The organism is Pseudarthrobacter sp. SSS035 (assembly GCF_023273875.1).
Taxonomy (GTDB): domain Bacteria; phylum Actinomycetota; class Actinomycetes; order Actinomycetales; family Micrococcaceae; genus Arthrobacter.
Genome location: NZ_CP096882.1, coordinates 3,953,358 through 3,978,175 on the forward strand (window position 1 = coordinate 3,953,358; position 24,818 = coordinate 3,978,175).

Consider the following 24,818-nt stretch of genomic DNA (forward strand, 5'->3'; position numbering starts at 1 on the left):
GCGGTTGCCGGCGGGCGGTGGCCTGCACCGGCACAGTGAAGTCATTCTGTCACGGCCTCCGGCGGGAGTAGCGTTAATGCATGGGAAAGTTCCGGGATTCGGTGGATACCAAGGCACTGCGCTTCGCCGTCGGCTTCCCCGTGGTCCTGGCGGCGGCTTTTGTGTTCTGCGCCTTCTTGCTGCGTCCCGATCTTCCGGACCCCGTAGCCATCAGCTGGACGGCCGACGGCGGCGCCTCCTTTGCCCCGTTCGGGGCCTATGCGGGCGGCGGCGCGCTGCTTATCATCGCCTCAGGCTGGCTGGTGATGTTCCAGGCGGCACCGCTGTCCCGGCCCGCTGTGATGCGCCGGATGATGATGGGGACGGGACTGTTCCTGAGCCTGTTCATCACCAGCGTCCTGGCGGCCGGGCTGGTGGGGCAGGCCGGCCTCGCGGACGCCCGGGAGTCCCGGGTGGATCTCACGGTCCTCGCCTTAGGCAGCGGGGCGGCATTGTCGCTGGGTGTCATCATGGGCTTCGTGTTCAAGGCCGACCGGCAGTGGTCGCTTGACGATGACCGGGCCCTGGAGCAGGCCCTCGCCCGCGAGCTTGACCCGGAGCTTGCGGGGGACACGTTCCGGATGTGGGTGCACGCCCGCAGCTCCGTCTTTGTGATGATCGCGGTGGCCAGCCTGTTCCCGGCCGCGCTGATCGCTGTGGCGCTGCCCTGGCTCGGGGCCCTGGTGGCTGCCCTCGCCGTGGTGGCCGCTGCTTTCCTCTGCGCCCGCGTCAAGGCCGACCGCCGCGGCCTGCGTGTCCTGGTGGCCGGCGTGCTGCCGGTCATGGATGTGCCGGCGGCCGCGATCTCCACCGCAAGTGCCGCGGACGTCCGCGCCGCCGACTACGGCGGGTGGGGCTACCGCAACCACAGCGGCACCGCCGCGATGCTGGTCAGCAGCGGCCCCGCCGTCGTCGTTCATCAAACAGATGGGCGCAACCTTGCGGTCAGCGGCGGCAGCCCGGCATCCGCGGCCCGCCTGGCGGAAGTCCTGACACGGGTGGCTGCCAGGGCGCACGGTGGCACGTCCGGCGAACACGCGCCGGAGTCTGAGTCCTAGTAACCTTGTCCCTGAAGATCTGACCCTGGCCCGATCCAGCACTGCTGGCCCCGGCGCCGAAACGAACGGATACTGCTGTGACTTCTTCCCCTGCCTTCCCGCGGGTACACATCGCCACCGACCACGCAGGCATGGAACTCAGCGCCCACCTGGTCAGCCACCTCACGGCCAAGGGCTACGACGTGGTGGACCACGGCCCCAAGGAATACGACGCCCTGGACGACTACCCGTCCTTCTGCATCAACGCAGCGCTCGCCGTCGTCGCTGACCAGCAGGCAGGAATCCACGCCCTGGGCATCGTCCTGGGCGGCTCGGGCAACGGTGAGCAGATCGCCGCCAACAAGGTCAAGGGGGTCCGCGCAGCCCTCGCCTGGAACCACTCCACCGCAACTTTGGCACGCGAACACAACGACGCCAACGTGGTGGCCGTGGGCGGCCGCCAGCACACTGTCGAGGAAGCAACTGAACTGATCGAGGCGTTCCTGGCTGAGCCCTTCAGCAACGACGAAAGGCACGTCCGCCGCATCGGCAAGATCGCGGCTTACGAAACCACCGGCGAGGTCATCGAGTAGTGCCCGAAGGGCATTCAGTCCGCCGCCTGGCGCAACAGTTCGGGGACGTCTTTACCGGGGAATCGCTGTCCGTGAGCAGCCCGCAGGGCCGGTTCGTTGCCGGCGCAGCCCTGCTGGACGGCCAGGTCCTGACGGATTCACGGGCCCACGGCAAGCATCTCTTCCTGCATTTTGACCACGCCGTGGTGCTGCACGTCCACCTGGGGCTCTACGGGGCCTGGGACTTCGGCGGCGACGCGACCTTCAGCGGGGCCTCCAGCATCGGTGCCCCGCGGAAGATCGGGGAGCGCGAGGTTTTCGAGGACCCCGAAATTACCGACGACGCCGGGTTGGTTGAGTACGCGGGACCTCCCGAGCCCCGCGGCGCCGTGCGTGTCCGGCTGGTCAGCAAGCATGGCTGGGCGGACCTCCGCGGTGCCACCACCTGCGCGGCCATCACCGAGGCAGAAGCCCGGGCCGTCCTGGCCCGGCTGGGGCCGGATCCGCTGCACAACCATCACGCGGACAGGACCCGCTTTGTGACGGGCCTTTTGTCCCGCAAGACGTCCATCGCGGCGCTGCTGATGGACCAGAAGGTGATTGCCGGCGTCGGGAATGTCTACCGGGCCGAAGTGCTGTTCCGGCAGCGGCTGGATCCATGGCTGCCGGGTACCGGACTCTCCAGCAGCGCCGCCGGCCTGTTGTGGGACGACACAGCCGCAGTAATGGCCGACGGCGTCCGCGACGGGCGGATCATCACCACACCGCCGGTGTATTGGGAGCCGGATTACCGGAAGCCGGGGGCGCTCCTGCCCACGGGCGACGACGCCCACTTTGTGTACAAGCGCGAAGGGCAGCCCTGCCGGGTCTGTGCCGTGCCGGTGGCCATCACTGAAATGGTGGGCCGCAAGCTGTACTGGTGCCCCGGCTGCCAGCAGTAGCCAACAAAGTCAGCTAGCTTCCAAGTCAGCCAAACAAAAAAGCAGGGCCCCTCAGCGAGGGGCCCTGCTTTATGTGGAGGGGACGACGGGAATCGAACCCGCATCATCAGTTTGGAAGACTGAGGCTTTACCACTAAGCTACGTCCCCGGAAAAATACAGCTCAGCTGTTGCGTCGGGCTGCTCTGCGTTTCTTCGGGCTGGCTGTTGAAGCCGGATACAACTAAACCTAATTCATGCCCCACGTGTCAAATGTGCAAAGAACGCCTGGATGAACGTAGACTTGCCTGTGCACTTACGGGGTGTAGCTCAGCTTGGCTAGAGCACCTGCTTTGGGAGCAGGAAGTCGCAGGTTCAAATCCTGTCACCCCGACTCTGCGGCTCGGGCCGTGCAAGCGGCCCGGGCAGAAAAATGCGTTTGCAGAAACCCATCCCACAAACCCAGGAGTACTTAGACCGTGAAGAGCGCTGTCGAGAACCTCACCCCCACGCGGGTCAAGCTCAATGTTGAGGTCCCTTTTGAGGAATTGAAGCCCAGCATCGACGAGGCATACAAGACTGTTGCTTCGCAGATCCAGGTCCCTGGCTTCCGTAAGGGCAAGGTCCCGTCCAAGCTGATCGACCAGCGCGTTGGCCGCGGCTACGTCCTGGAGACGGCCATCAACGAAGGCCTCAATGGCTGGTACCAGGCTGCAGTCCAGGAATCCGGCATCCGCCCCCTGAGCCGTCCCGAGGTTGAGATCACCGAAGTTCCGGACCCCACCTCCACGGACGGGGAACTGAAGTTCCACGCCGAGGTCGACATCCGTCCGGAGATCGAACTCCCGGACTACGCCGGCATCAAGGTCGAGGTAGCCGCAGCGGAATCCTCCGACGAAGACGTTGACAAGGCCCTGGACGAACTGCGCGGCCGCTTCGGCACGCTGAAGTCCGTGGACCGCCCGGCCGCCGATGGCGACTTCCTGACCATCGACATCACCGCCACCATTGACGGCGCCGACGTTGATTCCGCGTCCGGCCTGTCATACCAGGTGGGCACCGAAACCATGCTCGAGGGCCTGGACGAGGCCGTGACCGGCCTCAGCGTTGACGAGGACGCCATCTTCGAAACCACCCTGGTGGGCGGTGACCACGCCGGTGAGTCCGCCCAGGTGAAGGTTGTTGTCAAGGCCGTCAAGGAGCGCGAGCTTCCCGAGGCCGACGACGACTTCGCCCAGCTGGCCTCCGAGTTCGACACTCTTGCCGAACTCCGCGAGGACCTGGCCAAGCAGGCCGCCGACTCCAAGGTTGTTGAGCAGGGCGTTGAGGCCCGCGACAAGGTCCTGGACAAGCTCGTTGAGCTCATTGCGGTTCCGGTTCCGGACTCCGTGGTTGAAGAGCAGGTCGACGCCCACTTCAAGGAGGGCAACGGCCACGGTGAAGGCGAACACGACACCGAGGAGCACCGCGAAGAGGTCAAGGCCAACACCGCCCGCGCCTTCCAGAACGAAGTCATCCTTGACGCCATTGCCGAAAAGGAAGAAGTCAACGTCAGCCAGGCTGAGCTGATCGACTACATCGTCAGCGCCGCCAGCCAGTACGGCATGGACCCGAACCAGTTCGCCCAGATCATCGATCAGAGCGGCCAGGTTCCCATGATGGTTTCCGAGGTCCGCCGCCGGAAGGCACTGGCTGTTGTTCTGGGCCAGGCCACCGTGACCGACACCGACGGCAAGACCGTTGACCTCAGCGACTTCGTCCGCCCCGGCGGCGAAGAAGAGGCTCCCGCCGTTGAGGCTGAGGCTGCTGAAGACACCAACGCCGAGACCGAGGCCACCCCGAGTGACGACCCGGCAGCCGTGAAGTTCTAGCACGCACCTGGCAGTGCGACTGAAGGCAGCCCCCGGACCTATTGGTCCGGGGGCTGCCTCGGTTAACGGGCAGTCGTAGGGATCGTGCGCCGTCAGCGAACAGCGCGATTCCCGCGAACAAATCGGCCACCAAACCGGTTAGTGTCCAAGTAGTGAAGTTCAGTGATGTCACCGTCACCAGCGAGAGGTAAGTACACATGTCACAGCACGCAGAGGCCCCCCGGATGGCGACTGTAGATCCGGCCAGCCAGGACAACTACATCTACAACCGCCTCCTGAAGGAGCGCATCATCTGGCTGGGCTCCGAGGTGCGTGACGACAACGCCAACGCCATCTGCTCGCAGCTGCTGCTCCTGTCCGCCGAAAACCCGGAAAAGGACATCTACCTTTACATCAACTCTCCCGGCGGCTCCGTGACCGCGGGCATGGCCATCTATGACACCATGCAGTTCATCCCGAACGACGTCGTCACAGTCGCCACCGGCCTGGCAGCCTCCATGGGCCAGTTCCTGCTCTCCTCAGGCACCAAGGGCAAGCGCTACGCCACCCCCAACGCCCGGGTCCTGATGCACCAGCCCTCCGGCGGCATCGGCGGCACGGCCTCGGACATTAAGATCCAGGCCGAGCTGATCCTGCATATGAAGAAGGTCATGGCCGAACTGACCGCGGATCAGACCGGCCAGTCCGTGGATACCATCCTCAAGGACAACGACCGTGACAAGTGGTTCACCGCGCCTGAAGCCCTCGAATACGGCTTCTTCGACAAGATCGCGGCCCACGCCGGTTCCGTCTCAGGCGGCGGCGGAACCGCCAACGCCACCTCCGGCGAGTCAGCCTCCGAGAAGTAACCCGGCACTTAGAACACTTAGATCAGGAGCAACAAAATGACTTACAACTTCGGATCGACTGCCGGTAATCTTCCGACCAGCCGCTACGTCCTTCCCCAGTTCGAAGAGCGCACGCCTTACGGCTTCAAGCGCCAGGACCCCTACACGAAGCTGTTCGAGGACCGCATCATCTTCCTCGGCGTCCAGATCGATGACGCCTCCGCTGATGACGTCATGGCCCAGCTGCTGGTGCTCGAGTCCACCGACCCGGACCGCGACATCACTCTCTACATCAACTCCCCGGGCGGTTCCTTCACGGCCATGACCGCGATCTACGACACCATGACGTACATCCGGCCGGAGATCCAGACCGTCTGCCTCGGCCAGGCCGCCAGCGCCGCCGCCGTGATCCTCGCTGCCGGCACCCCGGGCAAGCGCCTGGCCCTGCCCAACGCCCGTGTCCTGATCCACCAGCCAGCCCTCTCCGGCGGCCAGGGTGGACAGGCCTCGGACCTGGAGATCCAGGCCGCGGAAGTTATGCGGATGCGCGCATGGCTTGAGGACACGCTGGCTCACCACTCGGGCCGCACCCCGGAGCAGGTCAACAACGACATTGAGCGTGACAAGATCCTGACCGCCGCCGAGGCCCTGGATTACGGCCTCATTGACCAGGTGCTTGATTCCCGCAAGATGAAGCCGCAGGCAATCACCAGGTAGCCAGCCTCTTCGACGGCCGGTGCGGTCCAGTAATTTGGGCCGCACCGGCCTTCGCTTTCCACCCTTGGACGCAATTGTGACCTAGAGTGGAAGATGTCACGGCCGGTCCTCCCAGGCCCGCCATGATTCCAGCAACGGTGCACAGCTGCCTGGCAGCAAGATACTTAAGGGGTTCACATATGGCTCGGATTGGCGAGAGCACGGATCTGCTGAAGTGTTCTTTCTGCGGAAAGAGCCAGAAGCAGGTGCGCAAGCTCATTGCCGGGCCTGGTGTCTATATCTGCGACGAATGCATTGAGCTCTGCAATGAGATCATTGAGGAAGAGCTCGCGGAAGTCGCCGATCTGGGAAGCTTCGAGCTGCCCAAGCCCCGCGAGATCTTCGACTTCCTGCAGGAATACGTCATCGGCCAGGAACCTGCCAAGCGTTCCCTCGCCGTCGCCGTCTACAACCACTACAAGCGGATCCAGGCCGGCCACGCCCCCAAGAGCGGCAGCCTCGCCGAGGGCGGCCACCACGACGACGTCGAAATCGCCAAGTCCAACATCCTCCTGATCGGTCCCACCGGCTGCGGCAAAACCTACCTTGCCCAGACCCTGGCGCGGCGGTTGAATGTTCCGTTTGCTGTTGCCGACGCCACGGCACTCACCGAAGCCGGCTATGTGGGTGAGGACGTGGAGAACATCCTCCTCAAGCTCATCCAGTCGGCCGATTACGACGTCAAAAAGGCCGAACAGGGCATCATCTACATTGACGAAATCGACAAGATTTCGCGCAAGAGCGAGAACCCCTCCATCACCCGGGACGTCTCCGGTGAGGGCGTGCAGCAGGCCCTCCTGAAGATCCTCGAAGGAACCGTAGCCTCCGTTCCGCCCCAGGGCGGACGCAAGCACCCCCACCAGGAATTCATCCAGATCGACACCACCAACGTGCTGTTTATCGTGGCGGGCGCCTTTGCCGGGCTGGAAGAGATCATCGGTTCGCGTTCCGGACGCAAAGGCATTGGCTTCGGCGCCCCACTCAACGATGCCAGCAACAAGGTGGACTCCTACGGTGAAGTGATGCCCGAGGACCTCCTGAAGTTCGGTCTGATCCCGGAATTCATCGGCCGCCTTCCCGTGATCACCACGGTCTCCAGCCTGGACCGGGACGCCCTCATCCAGATCCTCTCCACGCCGAAGAACGCGCTGGTCAAGCAGTACCAGAAGATGTTCCAGATCGACGGCGTGGAACTCGTCTTCGATGACGACGCCCTCAATGCCATCGCCGACCAGGCCCTGGAGCGTGGCACCGGTGCCCGTGGCCTGCGCGCCATCATGGAGGAAGTGCTGCTCCCGGTCATGTTCGACCTCCCCAGCCGCGAAGACGTGGCCAGCGTGGTCATTACCGCCGACGTTGTCCTCAGCAAGGCCGAGCCAACCCTCATTCCGCACGTGACCAAGCGACGCAAGTCCGCCTGACACGTCCGCCACCCCGCCTGACACTTCCGCCTTCCATCCCCGCATGCCCAGGAACAGAGGACTCACGCATGACTGAAACAACCATCAACCAGGCCGACTTCTGGTTTGATCCACTCTGCCCGTTCGCCTGGATCACGTCGCGTTGGATCGGCGAGGTTGAGGCCGTCCGCGATATCGAGACCGTGTGGCATGTGATGAGCCTGGGCGTCCTCAACGAGGGGCGCGAACTCGACGCCGGCTATCGGGAGCTCATGGACAAGGCATGGGGCCCGGTCCGGGTCATCATCGCGGCCCAGGAGCAGCACGGCGACCACGTGGTGAAGCCGCTCTACGACGCCATGGGCACACTGATTCATCAGGGCGGGGAGAAGGACTTCGGCGTCGTCATCAGCAAGGCACTGGCGGAGTGCGGACTCCCGGCCGGTCTGGCAGACGTTGCCGCCACGGACGCCTTCGACACCCAGCTGAGGGCCAGCCATGAGGAGGGCATCTCGCTGGTGGGCCAGGACGTCGGCACGCCGGTTGTGGCCTTCAACGGAACTGCTTTCTTCGGCCCCGTGCTGACCCGCATCCCGAGCGGCGAACAGGCAGGCAAGCTGTGGGATGCCACCGTCACGCTTGCCTCCTACCCGCATTTCTTCGAGATCAAGCGCAGCCGCAGCGAACGCCCGGAATTCAACTGACGCAGACAGCAAAGGGCCCCGGACGAACTACTCTGATGTAGTTTGTCCGGGGCTCTTGCGCATCCAAACCGTCGGGACAACAATGGTTCTTACCCACTTCGAAAGAAGCGGGACGCAGGAACCAAAGATTCAGTGATATGTATCCGACGCAGCCATCGGCAAAGTCAGATACAAGCTACCAGTGACGAGGTAGGAAGACCTGAAGATCCAAGGATCCTGCCAGACCATCAAAGACGTCACCAGGATGGCCGAAAAGTCGAAGCCCCACCAACGGCAAAACGCTGATGGGGCTTCCCCTTTGCCCAAAAACAGGGCTGCCGCCCAAAAACAGGCCTAAATCCGGTCAGGCCTTGGGCTGTTCCTCCGGAGCGGCCAGCACAACGTCGCTGACGGTCAGTTCGCCGTCGCCTGCCACAAGGGTCAGTTCGCGGGCGTTCGAGGCTGCCTTCAGGTCGCCAAGTCCGGCCTTCAGTTGCGTGGTCAGGGATTCCGACGCCGTGATGGTGGCGGAGAGGACCTCGGTGCGCTGCTTGACCTTGGCCTCGGACTTTGCCTTGCGGACACCGCTCAGGGCCGTGCCAACGGTGGCAAGCAGGGTGGTGTCGCCGTCCACGTCCACCGCGGTGGGCCACTGTGCACGGTGTACGGAGCCGTTCCGCCACCAGCCCCAGACCTCTTCGGTGGCGAAGGGCAGGAACGGGGCGAACAGGCGCAGCAGCGTGTCCAGGCTGGTGGCGAGTGCTGCCAGCACGGAGGCCTGCTCGGCGTCGCCTGCGGCACCGTAGGCGCGGTCCTTGATGAGCTCCACATAATCGTCCGTGAACTGCCAGAAGAAGCTCTCGGTGATCTGCAGGGCCCGGGCGTAGTCGTAGTTCTCGAACGCCTTGGTGGACTGGCGCACCACCTCGGCCAGCTGGGCCAGCACCGCCCGATCCAACGGGTTGGTCAGGACCGAGAGATCGGTGGAGACCACGGAATTCTCCGTCGCACCCAGGTTCAGGACGAACTTTGAGGCGTTCAGCAGCTTGATGGCCAGGCGGCGGCCGATCTTCATCTGCGCGATCTCGTACGCCGTATCCGCGCCGAGCTTGGCGGACGTGGCCCAGTAGCGGACGGCGTCGGAGCCGAATTCGTCCAGCACGTCGGTGGGAACCACCACGTTGCCCTTGGACTTGGACATCTTCTTCCGGTCCGGGTCCAGGATCCAGCCGGAGATGGCGGCATGCTTCCACGGCGCGGCGTGCTGCAGCGCATCAGCCTGGACTACCGAGGAGAACAGCCAGGTGCGGATGATGTCGTGGCCCTGGGGGCGCAGGTCAAACGGGAAGACCTTGGCGAAGAGGTCCTCGTCCCGGCTCCAGCCGCCCACAATCTGCGGCGTCAGGGAGGACGTGGCCCACGTATCCAGGATGTCGGCGTCGCCGGCGAAGCCACCGGGAACGCCGCGCTGGGCTTCGTCGTAACCCGGTGCGGCATCGGCCGCGGGGTCAACCGGCAGCTGCTCGTCCAGGGGCACGATCGGGGCGTCGTACCGCGGGTTGCCCTCGGCGTCCAGCGGGTACCAGACGGGGATGGGCACACCGAAGAAGCGCTGGCGGGACACGAGCCAGTCGCCGTTCAGCCCGGAGATCCAGTTCTCGAAGCGGGACCGCATAAAGGCCGGGTGGAAGTCGATCTCGTGGCCGCGCGCGATCAGGCGGGCGCGGCGCTCTTCGTCGCGGCCGCCGTTGCGGTAGTACCACTGGCGTGAGGTGACAACCTCGAGGGGCTTGTCGCCCTTTTCGTAGAAGTTCACCGGGTGCATGATCTTCTTCGGTTCGCCGTCGATCAGATCTTCGGCGGCCAGGAGCTCCACCACTGCTTCCTTGGCGCTGAAGACGGTCTTGCCGGCAATGGCTTCGTACGCGGTGCGCCCTGCATCGGTGGTGATCCATTCCGGGGTTTCGCCGACGATGCGGCCGTCCCGGCCAACGATGGCACGGGTGGGCAGCTGGAGTTCCCGCCACCAGGTGACGTCGGTGAGGTCACCGAACGTGCACACCATGGCGATGCCGGAGCCCTTGTCCGCCTTGGCCAGCGGGTGGGCCTTGACCTCAACCTCAACACCGAAGACCGGGGACGTGACCATCTTGCCGAACAGCGGCTGGTACCGCTCGTCGTCGGGGTTTGCAACGAGGGCGGCGCAGGCTGCCAGCAGTTCGGGACGGGTGGTCTCGACGTAGATCTTTTCGCCGTCTTCGGTGAAGAACGGGTAGCGGTAGTAGGCGCCGGCAACTTCGCGGTCTTCGAGTTCCGCCTGGGCCACGGCCGTGCGGAAGGTGATGTCCCACAGGGTTGGTGCCTCCGCCATGTACGCGTCGCCGGCTGCCAGGTTGGCCAGGAAGGCGCGCTGGGAGACTTCGCGGGAGGCGTCGTCGATGGTCCGGTACGTCAGCTGCCAGTCCACGGAAAGTCCGAGCTGCTGGAACAGGCTTTCGAAGACCTTCTCGTCCTCCACGGCAAGTTCTTCACACAGCTCGATGAAGTTCCGGCGCGAGACGACGTCGAAGTCGCGCTGGTTCTTGGCGGGCTCGGCCGGAGCACGGTAGCCGGCGTCGTACGGGATGGCCGGATCGCAGCGCACGCCGTAGTAGTTCTGCACGCGGCGCTCGGTAGGCAGGCCGTTGTCATCCCAACCCATCGGGTAGAAAACGTTCTTGCCGATCATGCGCTGGTAGCGGGCCAGCACGTCCGTCTGCGTGAAGGAGAACATGTGCCCCACGTGCAGGGAGCCGGACGCGGTGGGTGGGGGAGTGTCGATCGAGTAGACCTGCTCCCGGGTGGTGTCCGGGTTGAACTTGTAGGTCCCTTCGGCAAGCCAGCGCTGCGTGAGGGCAGCTTCGAGCCCCTCAAGGGCGGGCTTGTCCGGAACGTTGATAGGGGCGGTGGAGGGCGTGTCTGTACCCTGAGTGTCTTCAGCCATCTGGCAATTGTTTCATGGCCGGGACTTCATCCGGCGACATCGGCCCAAGCTTGCTACCGGACGGGGCCGTTAGGGTGGTGCCATGACTGAAGATTCACTGAACAAGGCAGCAGTAGTAACCGGCGCCAGCACCGGCATCGGCGAGGCGACCGTGCGGGCATTGCGGGAAGAAGGCTGGACGGTATTCGCTGTGGCACGCCGCGCCGAACGGCTGGCCGCGCTGGAAGCCGAAACAGGCGCCGTCGGAATTCCCGCTGACATCACCGAGGACGACGACGTCGCCAGGCTCCTTGCCCGCGTCACCGAAGCCGGCGGCGTGGGGACGCTCATCAACATCGCCGGCGGGGCCCGGGGTGCTGACCTGGTGGGCGAGGCCAACACCGAGGACTGGGAATGGATGTTCCGGGTCAACGTCCTCGGCACAGTGAAGCTCACCCGGGCGTTCCTGCCGATGCTCCGCGCCAACGGCGAAGGAACAGTCCTGAACCTGACGTCGACCGCCGGACTGGTGGCCTACGAGGGCGGCGGCGGCTACAACGCCGCCAAGTCTGCCCAGCACGCGCTGACCGGTGCCCTCCGGCTGGAAGAGGCGGAGCACAACATCCGCGTCATCGAGGTAGCCCCGGGCCTTGTCCGCACCGAAGAGTTCGCGCTCAACCGCTTTGGTGACCAGGACGCCGCGGAGAAGGTTTACGAGGGCGTGGAGAAGCCCCTGACCGCAGCCGACGTCGCCGACGTAGTGCGCTACGCCGTCAGCGCGCCGCACCATGTCAACCTGGACCAGATCGTGATCCGGCCCGTTGCGCAGGCGGCCACCCACAAGCTGATCCGCAAGCGTTAGGGAAGCTGGATCTCCAGGGTGGCGATCACTGCAGCGTGGTCGGTGCCGCTGACCGGGTGGACCGAGTAACCCGAACTTGAAATGTCCGGGCTGGTCACCAAATGGTCCAGCGTCACGCCGGGAAGGCTGTAATCCCGCATCGGCCAGGTGGGGATGAGCCGGCTGCCCAACGCGGTTGCAACATCCACCAGTTTCCGGCTGCCGCCGGCCCCCTCCAGCATCGCGCGGAATTCCCAGTGGTCATATGTCGCGTTGAAATCGCCCGCCAGAAGCGTCGGACCGGCTCCGCTGTTTGCCCGGGCCACAGCTGTAAGGTCACTTCGCCATTGATGAACGGCAATGTCCACGGGCGCGTGCGTGTGCACATTGATGACCGTCAGGCCGGCGCCCGAGTCACTGGTCTCAAGCCGGACAACCGGCATACTGAACGCTGTGTCAGGGACCAGTCCCATCTCCTTGAGCCGGAAAGACGAGTAGACGGCGCTGCCGGCCGCTCCGTTCCGGGGATGGGACACACGGTGGGGAAGCACGCTGCCCAAGTCTGCACGCGCCAGCCGCTTCTCCAACTCCAGGCTGTGCTCCTGGACGGTCAGCAGGTCAACATGGTGGTCCTGGACCAGCCGGACGATGGCGGCGCTATCAGCACCTCCGAGCCGGGCATTGAGGTTCATGACTGTCAGCTTCGCCGCGGCTGGAGCATCCGGCCCACGGACCTGGGGGTACCCTCCCTGCCGTGCCAGGAACACTTCCGGCGGGAACAGCCAGATAAGCTGTGCGATCAGCAGGATTGCCGCCGGCAGGATAGCCCAGGCACGCCGGCTGGGCAGTGCCAGCAACACCGCGGCCGCGGCGAGGAATGCCAGCCACGGTGTAAAGGCCACGACCTGCACCACAAGCGGCGGCCACGGCGCCTGGACGGCGCGGAACCAGGACACCACCACAACAGGTGCCGCAACCAGGCCAGCAGACCACAGCCAGCCGTGGTGTGCACGATGGCCCATCAGGGACCGGAACAAATCGCCCGGGAGACTGTCATGGCACGAGTCTATGGAGTCGCCGCCCTGGCGTCGCCCGTTGATTGGATCGGCTTTGCGATGAAGCCCAACGTTTACCGTCCAGCCGCACTCCGGCCAGCCCGCTGTGGCCTGGCGTTGGCCGCAGGACGGCACTGTAGCAGGCGCAAACTGCACACCACCAGAGTGGAGATTCCTTCCTATGCGCACCCCGATGAAGCTTGGCGCTGCCGTACTCAGCGCAGCCCTGCTCCTCACTACTTCGGTCCAGGCCCAAGCCGCTGACACGAACCCCAACGGCACGGACAACCATTTTGATCTACAGGCCCACCGCGGCGGACTCGGCCTGACCGTCGAATCCACCCTGGCGTCTTTCGCCAAAGGCCTCGAGACCGGCGTGTCCACCCTGGAACTTGACCTCCAGATCACCAAGGACGGCCGCGAAGTCATCACGCACGATCGCAAGATCAGCAACAAGAAGTGCCTCGATACCGCGCCGGTCACGCCAAACGATCCGCAGTTCCCCTACGTGGGCAAGTACGTCAAGGACCTGACCTTCGAACAGGTCCGAAGCCTGGACTGCGGTTCGCTCACCCAGCCGCAGTTCCCGGGCCAGACGGTGTCTCCCGGCGCCAAGATGCCAACTCTGGCCGAGGTTTTTGAGCTCGCCGACGCACACCGCGCCAGCCAGGTGAAGTTCAACATTGAAACGAAAGTCGAAGCCGGCGCTCCGGCGGAAACCGCCCCGCGCGAGCAGTTCATCGACGTCGCCCTCCGGGAAATCAACGCCGCCCAGATGCAGAGCCGCGTCTCTATCCAGAGCTTCGACTGGGGCTCCCTGCGCCTCGTCCAGCAGCGCGACCCGCAGATCCGCACCGTGGCCCTGACCAACAAGGACTTCCTCCAGGCCGGGCAGCCGGGCAGCTCGCCGTGGCTTGGCGGGATTGACGCCGACGACTTTGGCGGCGACCTCATCGCTGCAGCGTCCTCCCTCGGCTTCGACGCCGTCTCTCCCGTGCACGGCACCCCGCAGAACGGCAAAGTGACGGATCCGGGCTACGTCCCCTACGTCACCGCGGACATGGTGGAGCGTGCGCACGCTGCCGGGATGCAGGTCATCCCGTGGACCGTCGATGACCAGCCCACCATGCGGGCGCTGATCGACACCGGCGTTGACGGGATCATCACCGACTACCCGGACCGGCTCCGCGATGTCATGGCTGCTGCCGGGATGAAACTGCCGCGCGGCTTCTAGTACCGGCCCGGGCGCCCAGCCGCCGTCACTGCGTTTCGCTGCCCGGCGGACCGCGCTGTACTTCAAGGCAGTGTGCAGTGAAACGCAGTGACTTCTCCGGTAACATCGTCGTATCAGCTTTGACCCGGCCATCACCGGTGAGCTTCCGGAAGAACGCCCCGGCGCAAGGATCAGCACGCGCCAGGGCCGGTAGAACCGGACGGGTAAGCCCGTCACAGCAGTAATGAGCGGCCGGCGCACCAACAAGCTTCCCCCGGAGCATGGTGGAGTGCCGGTAAGTGAGGTGGTACCGCGGTAAGCGTGCAGTCCCAGGACAGCACACGAGCCGTCCTCGCATCCTGAACGGAACCATCCGGCAACGGCTGAGTGGTTCACCAGCTCAACCCAGGATGTCGAGAATGACGTATTACCCCAAAGCCTCAGCCTCCCCTTCGGCCGCAGTTTCGAGCGGCGCTGCCGCCGGTGTCTCCGCCTCCGTGAAGTTCCCGGAGATCGAAGAGCGCATCCTGAAGTACTGGGACCAGGACGGCACTTTCCAGGCCAGCATCGACCAGCGAAGCGCCGACGCCCCCGGCGGGCAGCCCGGCAGCAACGAATTCGTCTTCTACGACGGCCCTCCCTTCGCCAACGGCCTGCCGCACTACGGCCACCTCCTGACCGGGTACGCCAAGGACCTCGTGGGCCGCTACCAGACACAGCGCGGCCGCCGCGTTGAACGCCGCTTCGGCTGGGACACCCACGGACTGCCGGCTGAACTGGAAGCCATGAAACAGCTGGGCATGACGGACAAGACCCAGATCGAGGCCATGGGCATCGATAAGTTCAACGACGCCTGCCGTGCCTCCGTGATGAAGTACGCCGATGAGTGGAAGAGCTACGTCACCCGCCAGGCCCGCTGGGTGGACTTCGACAACGATTACAAGACGCTCAACGTCGAATACATGGAATCGGTCCTGTGGGCGTTCAAGCAGCTGCACGAAAAAGGCCTGACGTACAACGGCTACCGTGTGCTGCCCTACTGCTGGAAGGACGAGACGCCGCTGTCCAACCATGAGCTCCGCATGGACGACGACGTCTACAAGAACCGCCAGGACCAGACTGTCACGGTGACGTTCCCCATCACGGCAGGGGAGTCGGCGCTGTCGAAGCAGCTCGCCGGCGTCCAGGCGCTCGCCTGGACCACCACGCCCTGGACGCTGCCCACCAACCTGGCGCTCGCCGTCGGGCCTTCCATCACCTACGCCGTGCTCCCCGCCGGACCCAACGGCGTCAAGGCCGCTTCGCCGGACGCGCCAGTCACCGGCAGTTTCCTCCTGGCCGCGGACCTGCTGGCCGCGTACGCCAAGGACCTGGGCTACGAGGATGCGGACTCCGCCGAGGCTGCCGTGACGTCAACCCACACCGGCGCCGACCTGGAGGGCCTGGCCTACCAGCCGCTGTGGAACGACTTCCGCGACGACGAAAAGTACGGGACGCAGAACGCCTGGCGCTTCCTCGTGGCCGACTACGTCACCACCACCGACGGCACCGGCATCGTCCATCAGGCGCCCGCCTATGGTGAAGACGACCAGAAGGTCTGTGAAGAAGCCGGCATCCCGGTGGTCCTGTCCGTGGACGAAGGTGCCAAGTTCCTGCCGCTGTTCAGCCACGGCGACCTGCACGACATCGTGGGCCTTCAGGTCTTCGAGGCCAACAAGCCCATCACCCAGGTGCTGCGCGCCCAGGGCCGCCTGGTCCGCCAGGCCAGCTACGAGCACAGCTACCCGCACTGCTGGCGCTGCCGCAACCCCCTGATCTACCGCGCCGTGTCCTCCTGGTACGTGGAGGTCACCAAGTTCAAGGACCGCATGTCCGAACTGAACCAGGACATCAACTGGATCCCCGGCAACGTCAAGGACGGCCAGTTCGGCAAGTGGCTGGCCAACGCCCGCGACTGGTCCATCAGCCGCAACCGCTACTGGGGCAGCCCCATCCCGGTGTGGCAGTCCAGCGACCCGGAATTCCCGCGCACCGACGTCTACGGCTCCCTGGCCGAGATCGAGGCCGATTTCGGCCGCCTGCCGCTGAACAAGGCCGGCCAGGTGGACCTGCACCGCCCGTTCATCGACGAACTGACCCGCCCCAACCCTGACGATCCCCGGACCCCCGAAGAGGGCCAGTCCGTGATGCGGCGCGTCGAGGACGTCCTGGACGTCTGGTTCGACTCCGGCTCCATGCCGTACGGCCAGGTGCATTACCCGTTCCAGAACGAGGCCTGGTTCGACACGCACAACCCGGCGGACTTCATCGTGGAGTACATCGGGCAGACCCGTGGCTGGTTCTACATGCTGCACATCCTGTCCACGGCGCTGTTTGACCGTCCGGCCTTCCGGAACGTGATCAGCCACGGCATTGTGCTGGGCTCGGACGGGCAGAAGATGTCCAAGAGCCTGCGAAACTACCCGGACGTCTCCGAGGTCCTGGACCGTGACGGCTCCGACGCCATGCGCTGGTTCCTGATGTCCAGCCCCATCCTGCGCGGCGGCAACCTGGTGGTCACCGAACAGGGAATCCGCGACGGCGTCCGCCAGGTCATCCTGCCCCTGTGGAACGTGTACAGCTTCTTCACGCTGTACACGAACGCCGCGGGCGGCGGTTCCGGTTACGACGCGAAGCTCCGCTACGACGGGTACGCCGACACCCTGGACCAGTACCTGCTGGCGAACACCGGTGACCTGGTCCGCAACATGACCGCGCAGCTGGACAGCTACGACATCTCCGGGGCGTGCGATGAACTGCGCAGCTACCTGGACATGCTCACCAACTGGTACGTCCGCCGCAGCCGCCAGCGCTTCTTTGACGAGAGCGCTGACGCGTTCGACGCGCTGTACACCGCGCTGGAGACCGTGTCCCGCGTGGCCGCGTCGCTGCTTCCGCTGGTCTCCGAGGAGATCTGGCGCGGCCTCACCGGCGGACGCTCCGTGCACCTGGCCGACTGGCCGGACGCGGAACTGTTCCCGGCCGACGCGTCGCTGGTGGAAGCGATGGACCGCGTGCAGCAGATCTGCTCCACCGGATCCTCGCTGCGCAAGGCCGCCAACCTCCGCGTGCGGCTGCCGCTGCAGGAACTGACCGTGGTGGCACCCGGCGCGGATGCGCTGGGAGGCTTCGCCGCCGTCGTCGCCGATGAACTGAACCTGCGCTCCGTGCGCCTGCTGGACGCCGAGAGCGCCTCCCCGGAGGAGTTCGGCATCGAGCAGAAGCTCGTGGTCAACGCACGCGCCGCGGGACCGCGCCTGGGCAAGAACGTCCAGCAGGCCATCAAGGGCGCCAAGTCCGGCGACTGGTCGGTTTCCGACGCCGGAGTGGTCATCGCCGGAGGCCTGGAGCTGGAAACCCAGGAGTACACCCTGGAGACCGTGGTGGCAGAATCCGACGGCGGATCGGCTTCGGTAGCTGTCCTGCCGGGCGGCGGCTTTGTGGTGCTCAACACCGAGGTCACGCCCGAACTTGCTGCTGAAGGGCTGGCTAGGGACATGATCAGGTCTATTCAAGCGGTTCGAAAGGACAATGCATTCCATGTATCCGATCGGGTGAGCAGTGTTATTGCCGGACTTTCGGGACAGGAGCTTGAGGCTGCGAAGGCACACGCTGAAATGATCAAGCGGGAGACGCTGTCTGTCGCGTTAAGATTCAGGGATGTCGTCTTGGTCGAGGACCATGAGTTCGCCAACGGCGATGGTTCGAACTACGGTATCCGCGTCGAAAAAGTAGAGGCTTGAGCCATGACTGACGAATTCTCCGTGGAAAGTGTCTACGCCGAGCTGCTGGGGCGTGCGCCGGAAAACAAGATGGAGCCGCGTCTTGCGCCGCTGTTCCGGGCCATGGATGTGTTGGGGGAGCCCAACAAGGCGTTCCCGATCATCCATGTGACGGGCACCAACGGGAAGACCTCCACGGCCCGGATGATCGAGGCCGGGCTGCGCGCGCACGGCCTGAGTACCGGCCGCTACACCAGCCCGCACCTGTCCAAGGTCACCGAGCGGATCAGCATCGACGGCCACCCTGTCTCTGACGAAACGTTTGTCCGGATCTGGGACGAGATCCGCCCGTACCTGCAGATCGTCGACGACGAACTTACCGCTGCGGGGGAGCCCCGGCTCACGTACTTCGAGTGCCTGACCATCCTGGGCTTCGCGATCTTCGCGGACCAGCCGGTCAACGTGGCCGTGATCGAGGTGGGCCTGGGCGGCATCACCGATGCCACCAACGTGGGCGACGGCCTGGTTTCCGTGGTCACCCCCATTTCCCTGGACCACACCGACCTGCTGGGCGATACCACCGAGGAGATTGCGTACGAGAAGGCCGGCATCATCAAGCCCGGTGGTTACCTCATCAGTGCCTCGCAGCCCGTTGATGCCGCGCAGGTGCTGCTCGAGAAAGCCAAGGACGTGGGAGTCCCGTTCCGGTTTGAAGGCGTGGAGTTCGGCGTCGAATCCCGGACGGTTGCCGTGGGCGGCCAGGTGGTGAGCATCCAGGGCATCGCCGGCCGGTACCCGGAACTGCTGCTGCCGCTGCACGGCGCTCACCAGGCCCAGAACGCAGCCGTGGCAGTGGCAGCCCTCGAGGCCTTCTTCGGCGGCGAGAAGGAACTTGACGCCGAGGTGCTCCAGGAGGCCTTCGCATCCGTCACGTCCCCGGGCCGCCTTGAGGTTGTCCGCACGGCGCCCACCATCATTGTTGACGCGGCCCACAACCCGGACGGCATCAGGGTCTCGGCCGAGGCCATCCAGGAGGCCTTCAGCTTCACCCGGCTGGTGCCGGTAGTGGGCGTCCTGAAGGAGAAGGACGCAGAAGAGATCCTGCGCCAGCTCAAGGAATCCCTGGGCGAGATCGCCCAGGAATACTGCTTCACCCAGTCCAACTCGCCGCGGGCGGTACCCGCGGCCGAACTGGCTGAACTGGCGGTGGAAATGGGCTTCGGCGAAGACAACATCCACATTGCCGAGAAGCTCGACGACGCCCTCGAATGGGCCGTGGAACGCGCCGAAGCCAGCGACGACCTCTCCGGCGGCGTGCTGGTGACAGGGTCCATCACCCTGGTGGCGGAAGCCCGGATCCTGCTCGGAAAGACGGAGGCCTAGCCGTGGCGAAGCTGACCAAAGCGCAGCGTGAATGGCGCCCGGGAATGCCCAAGAAGCGCCGGTCCACCAAGGTGATGTTTGCCTCCACCGTCCTGCTGCTTGAGGCGTTTGTGGTCTTTTTCGCAACGCTGGCCGTCTTTGGACTCAGGCGCGGCGAGTTTCCGCCGGCGCTGATCCTGGGCATCGGCATCGCACTGAGCGTAGTGATGATCCTGGCCTGCGCGGTGCTGTCCAAGCCCTGGGGCGTGGGACTGGGCTGGATCCTGCAGATTGTGCTGATCCTGACGGGCACACTCGAGCCCATGATGTTCCTGGTTGGCGCGCTGTTCGGCCTGGCCTGGTGGTATGGAATCCGCACCGGCATCCGGATCGATTCAGAAGCTGCAAAGCGCGAACGCGAACAGTCCGAGTGGAACGCGTCGCACGGGGACACCCCGGAAGCCTCGTAGAATTGTCCCGAAACCACCCATTACGCATTGGAGCAGCTATGACCATTGAGCGCACCCTGGTACTGATCAAGCCCGACGGCGTTGCCCGCAACCTCAGCGGCGCCATCCTGGGCCGTATTGAGGCCAAAGGCTACACCCTCGCCGAACTGAAGAAGGTTGACGCCAGCCGGGAACTGCTGGAGCAGCACTACGAAGAACACTTGGGCAAGCCGTTCTACGAGCCCCTCGTTGAATTCATGCTCAGCGGACCGATGGTGGCCGCGATCTTCGAAGGCCACCGCGTCATTGAAGGCTTCCGGTCCCTGGCCGGCACTACGGATCCCACCACTGCGGCTCCCGGCACCATCCGTGGCGATTTCGGCCGCGACTGGGGCCTGAAGGTCCAGCAGAACCTGGTCCACGGCTCCGACTCAGTGGACTCGGCCGAGCGCGAAATCAAGATCTGGTTCCAGGACTAACGTCCACCCGCGAACTGGGCGAACGGACACTTGAGTCCACAGCGCGAACGGACACTTGAGGCCCCGGGAAACCGGGGCCTCAAGTGTCCGTTCGCGCTTGTCCGTTCGCGCCTTCTGTGCGTTTTGTGCGGGGCTCGCGTTAGAAGCCCGAGGTTCCGGCAAACACCTGGATGAAAGCGAAGAAGATGGTGGCGATGACCGCCACGTACAGCAGCGCCGTGATGATCCAGCCCGATTCGCCCAGTACACGTGCAGAACCTGCGGGGACGGGGATGACGCCGTGGACGACGTTGCGGATGGTCACCCAGACGAAGAGCGGGATCATCGCGGCCCAGACAATCATGCAGAACGGGCAGAGGACATGGATGTCGTAGAGTGCCTGGGACCAGAGCCACACCACAAACGCGAAGCCCAGCGTCACGCCGGCCTGGAGCCCTGCCCAGTACCAGCGGGCGAACGTGGCGCCGGAGAGCAGGGCCATGCCCACTGTGATGATGACGGCGAACGCCACGATGCCAATAAACATGTTGGGGAACCCGAACGCCGAGCTCTGCCACGTCTGCATGACCTGGCCGCAGGAGATCCACGGATTAACGTCGCAGGCCGTTACGTGATTCGGATCCTCGAGGACGGCGAGCTTTTCCAGGACCAGTGTTCCCGAGGCCAGCCAGCCAATGACTCCGGTGATGACGAGCAGCCAGCCAAAAGGCCGGTTGCGCGCCATCGGCGGCATAGTCCCGGATGTAGCGGGCAGCCGCTCTGCCGGCGGGGAGGCAGCCGGCGTGTCGGTGCCGTGGGAGGAAATGCTGGGCATGGTGTGTGGCGTCCTTTGCTTCGGGTGCTCCTTGCCCCGATTGTAACGCCGGTGACTGGAAGCAGCATTCAGTAATCGCCCGCACGTGCCGATCCGCTGGCCTTGGTTCCGCCGTCTTTCAGCCCGGGTGTGAGAGAATGAACATGGCTGGAGGCCGACCCACATTCGGACTCCGGTCCGGTGGCTTGTTTCAAGACCGCCAATGATGAGCAGGGCAGGCTTCGGATTCTCTGATCCGGCTTCCCGCAATTCCATTGGTCGGCACCTGGTTGTGGCGTGTAGAACAACGGGTTTCAGGACACAGCCGACGGCTCCCACGGGCTGCCGCACCCCTCTGCCGGTGCGAACCTGGGAGTATCCACTTGACTTCTGTCAACGCCTGCGGGTTTTGACAATATGTGCCCCAATGGGTGCCGGATGTGGCGGTACGTCAGGGGCAGGAGTGTTGCCACATATGGAAAACGAACAAACACCAGCCGTTAATGATGAAGCTGCAGCCGAAGCGGTGGAAGCGCCCAAGAAGGCCACCCGGACACGTCGGAAGGCAGTGCCGAAGGCCGCAGAAGCCGTACCGGTGAATGACGCCGCCGAAGCTGAGCCTACGACGGATACCGCTCCGGAACCCAAGACGCCGGTCCGACGGACCCGCGCACGTAAGGCCGTGGCCACTGCCGAACCGTTGCCGGCCTTCGCTGCCGAGGTTCTGGAAGCACCAGCCGCCGTAGTTACCGAGACCGCCGTAGCTCCCGAGGCTGCCGCCGTCGAGCCCGCCGCCGAAGCCGCAGCGCCTGAGGCCGCAGCCGAGACCAAGCCCGTCCGCCGCCGCCGTGTGGCCACGCGCAAGACTTCCGCTCCCGACGTCGCCCCCGCGGCCGCTGAACCAACAGCACCCGAGGAGCAGGCAGCTCCTGAAGCAGCGGCAACGCCGGCCCCTGAAGCTGAGGAAGCCGCCGCGGTTGAGCCCGCGGCGCCGGCAGCCACCACGGCCGCGCCCGTTACCGCTGCCGCCGCCCCGGCTGAAGCTCCGGCCGCTGCTGCTGAGACTGCCAGCCCGTTCAGTTCACTGTTCCTTGAGCCGGCGTCCACCACATCGGTGCTTTTCCAGGCCCCCGACCTCAGCACCGTGGTCCGCCCCGCGCCGGTTGCTGCCGTGGTTGAAGAGCCGGAAGAGGACGACGCCGAAGACGGCGAAGCGGACGACGCCAGCGGCCGCCGCAGGCGCCGCAGCCGTGGTCGCCGTGGACGCAGCCGCACAGGCGAAAGCGATGCTGACGGTGATAACGAAGGCGACGAAGGCGCAGCCGAAGAAACTGATGAGGAATCCGCCGGGCAGGCCGATGAGGGCGTGACGTCCCGCCGTCGTCGTCGCCGCCGCCGTGGCGACCAGGATCTGGAACTGACCGGAGGAGAAGGCGACGACCCGCCCAACACGGTGACCCGTGTCCGCGCGCCGCGCGCCGCGACCGAAGCGCCGGTCAACAACCGCGTCACGTCTGTCAAGGGTTCCACCCGCCTCGAAGCCAAGAAGCAGCGCCGCCGCGAATCCCGCGACACCGGCCGCCGCCGCACCGTCATCACCGAGGCCGAGTTCCTGGCCCGCCGCGAATCAGTTGACCGGCAGATGATCGTCCGTCAGCGCGACGACAGAATCCAGATCGGCGTCCTCGAAGACGGCGTCCTGGCCGAGCATTTTGTCTCCAAGACCCAGCAGGACTCCCTGATCGGCAACGTCTACCTTGGCAAGGTGCAGAACGTCCTGCCGTCCATGGAAGCGGCGTTTGTTGACATCGGACGCGGCCGCAACGCCGTCCTGTACGCCGGTGAAGTGAACTGGGAAGCCGTTAACCTCGAAGGCAAGCAGCGCCGGATCGAAAACGCGCTCAAGTCCGGCGACACCGTCCTGGTCCAGGTCACCAAGGATCCTGTGGGCCACAAGGGTGCACGCCTGACCAGCCAGATCTCGCTGCCCGGCCGCTACCTGGTCTATGTGCCCGGCGGCTCCATGACCGGAATCTCCCGCAAACTGCCCGACGTCGAGCGCAACCGCCTCAAGCGCATCCTCAAGGACCGCCTCCCGGAGCACGCCGGCGTCATCGTCCGCACCGCTGCCGAAGGCGCCTCGGAAGAGGAGCTCACGCACGACATCAACCGGCTGCGCGCGCAGTGGGAGGGCATCGAAAGCCAGTCCACGTCCACCAAGATCCTCGCGCCGGAGCTGCTCTACGGCGAACCTGACCTCACCATCAAGGTGGTCCGTGATGTCTTCAACGAGGACTTCTCCAAGCTGATCGTCTCCGGTGAAGAGGCCTGGGACACCATCGAGGCCTACGTCACCTACGTGGCACCGGACCTCGTGGGCCGCCTGGAAAAGTGGACCAAGGACCAGGACATCTTCGCTGCGTGGCGGATCGATGAGCAGATCCACAAGGCCCTGGAACGCAAGGTCTTCCTGCCTTCGGGCGGCTCGCTGGTCATTGACCGCACCGAGGCCATGACCGTGGTGGACGTCAATACCGGCAAGTTCACCGGCAGCGGCGGCAACCTCGAGGAAACCGTCACTAAGAACAACCTCGAGGCAGCTGAAGAAGTGGTCCGGCAGCTCCGGCTCCGCGACATCGGCGGCATCATCGTCATCGACTTCATCGATATGGTCCTCGAATCCAACCGCGACCTTGTCCTGCGTCGCATGGTGGAATGCCTGGGCCGCGACCGGACCAAACACCAGGTGGCCGAAGTGACCTCGCTGGGCCTCGTGCAGATGACGCGTAAGCGCATGGGCACCGGGCTCCTGGAGGTCTTCGGCGAGCAGTGTGAAACCTGTGCGGGCCGCGGAATTGTCACCCACGACGACCCCGTGGAACACCGCCGCGCCAACACGGTAGCCGCGGAGCATCACGTGCAGCGGGTTGACAGCCGCCCGGAAGCACAGCGCACTGACAGCGTGCGGACTGACAGCCAGCGCCCGGACAGCCAGCCGGGTGGCCGCACTGACCGGAAGCGCCGCCGCGGACGGGGCGGCCAGCCGCTGGAAACGGCACCGGCAGCTCCGGTGCAGATCCACACGGTCCACCCGGAAGCCAGCGATGCCGAGCGCCATGCGAAGGCGGAGGCCACGCGGGCAGCGCTTGCGAACATTGCGGCCGCAGCCCACGCTGCGCATCTGCATGACGACGAGGTGGCTCATGCATCAGCTGCCGCGGGCCGGCAGCCTGCGGCTCCGGTGCCGGCTCCGGTTGGGCAGTCCGAAACGGACTCCAACGGCCGCCCGGCCGCGGTGCTGACATTCGGCGGCGAGCAGGTGGTGCTTCCGTTCGTTGCGCACCACGATGACCAGCCGCACGCACCTGCCCTGACACTTGACCGCCTCGCGGAGGCCTTTGCCCACCTTGGTGAGCCGGCTCCTGTAGCGGAAAGCACGCCGCCGGCAGTCCAGGCAACTGAAAGCCGGGCGGCCGAACCTGCCCGCCAGCAGCAGCCAGCCGCGGCGGAGAAGGATTACTCCGACCACACCGAGGAGCCCCGCGCCCGCCGTCCCCGGCGGAACCGGAGTGCCAGCCGTGCCCAGGGCGCAGCCAATGCCACGTCCGTAGAGCATCACGAAGCCGCTCCGGCGGCTGCCGCCGGACACACCCACGCCGCCAAGTCGCCGGAGCCCGTCAAGGCTCCTGTGGCCGACAAACCGGTTGCCGCCAACGCGCCCATCATCCTGGGCGTAGGAGTTCCGGCCTCGGAGCTCTGACCAAGCAGTAGGGCAAGCCAATACAACGGCGCCCGGACGT

18 protein-coding genes and 2 tRNA genes are annotated in these 24,818 nt (G+C 65.1%); 16 read left to right on the forward strand and 4 right to left on the reverse strand.

The annotated features are described in order from the left end of the window. The first annotated feature begins 80 nt into the window (after positions 1 to 80). From MUN23_RS18345 to MUN23_RS18355, 3 genes are all read left to right on the forward strand, one after another. On the forward strand, positions 81 to 1,097 hold the full coding sequence (locus tag MUN23_RS18345) for a hypothetical protein (RefSeq protein ID WP_248760258.1): 1,017 nt from the start codon (positions 81 to 83) through the stop codon (positions 1,095 to 1,097). A 77-nt stretch (positions 1,098 to 1,174) separates the two neighbouring features. Then, entirely contained in the window at positions 1,175 to 1,669 is a 495-nt protein-coding gene (locus MUN23_RS18350; RefSeq protein ID WP_248760260.1) for a ribose-5-phosphate isomerase, read from the forward strand. Next, positions 1,669 to 2,589 carry an Fpg/Nei family DNA glycosylase gene (locus tag MUN23_RS18355; RefSeq protein ID WP_248760262.1) on the forward strand — a complete coding sequence of 307 codons (921 nt, stop codon included), beginning with the start codon at positions 1,669 to 1,671 and terminating at the stop codon, positions 2,587 to 2,589. Before MUN23_RS18350 ends, MUN23_RS18355 begins: the two co-directional genes overlap by 1 nt. Positions 2,590 to 2,663: 74 nt before the next feature. Here the strand turns inward: MUN23_RS18355 and MUN23_RS18360 are convergent. After that, positions 2,664 to 2,737, reverse strand: a tRNA-Gly gene (locus MUN23_RS18360). A 148-nt stretch (positions 2,738 to 2,885) separates the two neighbouring features. Here MUN23_RS18360 and MUN23_RS18365 point away from each other — a divergent pair. The 6 genes from MUN23_RS18365 to MUN23_RS18390 all read left to right on the forward strand — a co-directional run bounded on the left by MUN23_RS18365 (position 2,886) and on the right by MUN23_RS18390 (position 8,124). Next, positions 2,886 to 2,960: transfer RNA gene (locus MUN23_RS18365), tRNA-Pro, on the forward strand. 85 nt (positions 2,961 to 3,045) lie between these two features. Further along, positions 3,046 to 4,437, forward strand: a complete 1,392-nt coding sequence (gene tig, locus MUN23_RS18370) for a trigger factor (RefSeq protein WP_248760264.1) — start codon at positions 3,046 to 3,048, stop codon at positions 4,435 to 4,437. A gap of 224 nt (positions 4,438 to 4,661) precedes the next feature. Next, entirely contained in the window at positions 4,662 to 5,285 is a 624-nt protein-coding gene (locus tag MUN23_RS18375; RefSeq protein WP_248764136.1) for an ATP-dependent Clp protease proteolytic subunit, read from the forward strand. 36 nt (positions 5,286 to 5,321) lie between these two features. After that, positions 5,322 to 5,981 carry an ATP-dependent Clp protease proteolytic subunit gene (locus tag MUN23_RS18380; protein WP_056340578.1) on the forward strand — a complete coding sequence of 220 codons (660 nt, stop codon included), beginning with the start codon at positions 5,322 to 5,324 and terminating at the stop codon, positions 5,979 to 5,981. Positions 5,982 to 6,160: 179 nt separating this feature from the next. Continuing rightward, complete coding sequence (gene clpX / locus MUN23_RS18385) at positions 6,161 to 7,441, forward strand: ATP-dependent Clp protease ATP-binding subunit ClpX (protein ID WP_056340575.1); 1,281 nt, start codon at positions 6,161 to 6,163, stop codon at positions 7,439 to 7,441. A gap of 68 nt (positions 7,442 to 7,509) precedes the next feature. Then, the gene (locus MUN23_RS18390) at positions 7,510 to 8,124 is read left to right on the forward strand and encodes a DsbA family protein (RefSeq protein WP_248760266.1); all 615 of its coding nucleotides are present in this window, start codon (positions 7,510 to 7,512) and stop codon (positions 8,122 to 8,124) included. Positions 8,125 to 8,467: 343 nt separating this feature from the next. Here the strand turns inward: MUN23_RS18390 and valS are convergent, their stop codons facing one another. Beyond that, complete coding sequence (gene valS, locus MUN23_RS18395; RefSeq protein ID WP_248760268.1) at positions 8,468 to 11,086, reverse strand: valine--tRNA ligase; 2,619 nt, start codon at positions 11,084 to 11,086, stop codon at positions 8,468 to 8,470. Between the two features lie 82 nt (positions 11,087 to 11,168). On the opposite strand from valS, the gene MUN23_RS18400 reads away from it, so the two are divergent. Further along, on the forward strand, positions 11,169 to 11,927 hold the full coding sequence (locus MUN23_RS18400) for an SDR family oxidoreductase (RefSeq protein ID WP_248760270.1): 759 nt from the start codon (positions 11,169 to 11,171) through the stop codon (positions 11,925 to 11,927). Here the strand turns inward: MUN23_RS18400 and MUN23_RS18405 are convergent. Beyond that, positions 11,924 to 12,928: an endonuclease/exonuclease/phosphatase family protein gene (locus MUN23_RS18405; protein ID WP_248760271.1), complete on the reverse strand. Its 1,005-nt coding sequence runs from the start codon at positions 12,926 to 12,928 to the stop codon at positions 11,924 to 11,926. The genes MUN23_RS18400 and MUN23_RS18405 overlap by 4 nt on opposite strands. Before the next feature lie 214 nt (positions 12,929 to 13,142). On the opposite strand from MUN23_RS18405, the gene MUN23_RS18410 reads away from it, so the two are divergent. From MUN23_RS18410 to ndk, 5 genes are all read left to right on the forward strand, one after another. Then, positions 13,143 to 14,195: a glycerophosphodiester phosphodiesterase gene (locus MUN23_RS18410; RefSeq protein WP_248760273.1), complete on the forward strand. Its 1,053-nt coding sequence runs from the start codon at positions 13,143 to 13,145 to the stop codon at positions 14,193 to 14,195. Between the two features lie 398 nt (positions 14,196 to 14,593). After that, positions 14,594 to 17,956, forward strand: coding sequence for an isoleucine--tRNA ligase (gene ileS / locus MUN23_RS18415; protein ID WP_248760275.1), 3,363 nt, complete (start codon positions 14,594 to 14,596; stop codon positions 17,954 to 17,956). 3 nt (positions 17,957 to 17,959) lie between these two features. Continuing rightward, a complete protein-coding gene (locus MUN23_RS18420) occupies positions 17,960 to 19,318 on the forward strand; it encodes a folylpolyglutamate synthase/dihydrofolate synthase family protein (RefSeq protein ID WP_248760276.1) in 1,359 nt (452 codons plus the stop codon). A gap of 2 nt (positions 19,319 to 19,320) precedes the next feature. Then, positions 19,321 to 19,767: a DUF4233 domain-containing protein gene (locus MUN23_RS18425; RefSeq protein ID WP_248760278.1), complete on the forward strand. Its 447-nt coding sequence runs from the start codon at positions 19,321 to 19,323 to the stop codon at positions 19,765 to 19,767. Between the two features lie 38 nt (positions 19,768 to 19,805). Further along, complete coding sequence (ndk, locus tag MUN23_RS18430; protein WP_248760279.1) at positions 19,806 to 20,225, forward strand: nucleoside-diphosphate kinase; 420 nt, start codon at positions 19,806 to 19,808, stop codon at positions 20,223 to 20,225. Between the two features lie 139 nt (positions 20,226 to 20,364). On the opposite strand, the gene MUN23_RS18435 is transcribed toward ndk, so the two are convergent. Then, a complete protein-coding gene (locus MUN23_RS18435; protein WP_248760280.1) occupies positions 20,365 to 21,039 on the reverse strand; it encodes a vitamin K epoxide reductase family protein in 675 nt (224 codons plus the stop codon). A gap of 454 nt (positions 21,040 to 21,493) precedes the next feature. Between MUN23_RS18435 and MUN23_RS18440 the strand changes: the two genes are divergently transcribed. After that, positions 21,494 to 24,778 (forward strand): Rne/Rng family ribonuclease, encoded by a 3,285-nt coding sequence (locus MUN23_RS18440; protein WP_248760281.1) that lies wholly within the window; start codon positions 21,494 to 21,496, stop codon positions 24,776 to 24,778. Positions 24,779 to 24,818 lie beyond the last annotated feature (40 nt).